Source organism: Verminephrobacter aporrectodeae subsp. tuberculatae At4 (assembly GCF_000193225.1).
GTDB classification, from domain to species: Bacteria; Pseudomonadota; Gammaproteobacteria; order Burkholderiales; family Burkholderiaceae_C; genus Acidovorax; species Acidovorax aporrectodeae.
This window is the reverse complement of the sequence record NZ_AFAL01000808.1, coordinates 1-688: the sequence shown is the minus strand read 5'-3', so window position 1 is coordinate 688 and position 688 is coordinate 1. Positions and strand designations below refer to the sequence as shown.

General features: G+C 57.7%; 1 protein-coding gene. It reads right to left on the bottom strand.

Annotated features, from left to right (window positions below; all coding sequences use genetic code 11):
- Positions 1-178, bottom strand: a 178-nt coding sequence (locus tag VTU_RS32060) for an IS4/Tn5 family transposase DNA-binding protein (RefSeq protein ID WP_010108801.1), incomplete at its 3' end; no start/stop codon positions are given.
- Positions 179-688 lie beyond the last annotated feature (510 nt).

The following is a 688-nucleotide window of genomic DNA, read 5'->3' as shown; positions in this document are numbered from 1 at the left end:
GGACCTCCTCATTGCCAAAGAAGCGGTAGGCCCCGATGGTGTCGGCCCAATCGCCACAGGCTTGGGGGATACTGGCTGTGGGCTTGGCACTCAAGCTCTCGATCAGGTGGATCGCACGCTGTTTGCGCCTGGGGTCCCCCAGGTTCATGCTCTTGAATTCCGTGGCTACCCAGTTCATTGTGTGCTTTCGCTATGAAATAGGTAGCATAGCTTATGCTCGGGGGCTTGTGTATAAAGAGATGGGGTAGACGATCGGGCGGCCGCGTCTGGGGACATCCTCAGCCGATGTGGGCGTCAGAAGGTTCTCGTCGATCCACACCGCGATATCGCCTCTGGCAATCAGCCCGGCGTTGTACTGCGCCCGGTTCTTGACACGGTAGGTCGCCTTGAGCTCGGCTCGTTGGCTGCTGTCTCTGCGCATGCTCCCTGGAAAAAGGTCGGGAATGTGCCCGGTCCGTGTCGCGACTGGCAGCAACGCTTGCATTGCCGTTGTGCGTACAAACATCAGCACGTTATGTGGTTCGGAATTGATGCAACAACGCCGGCTTGGGCACCCAAGCGCTCGTTGAATTCCGTGGATGCCCGGCTCTCATCGGGTGCTTTTGCTATGAAATAAGCAGCATAACGTTTGTGCATAAAGAAAGGCGGGCAAGGCCACCTCGACGCAGTATCTCCGCCAGCGTCTGAT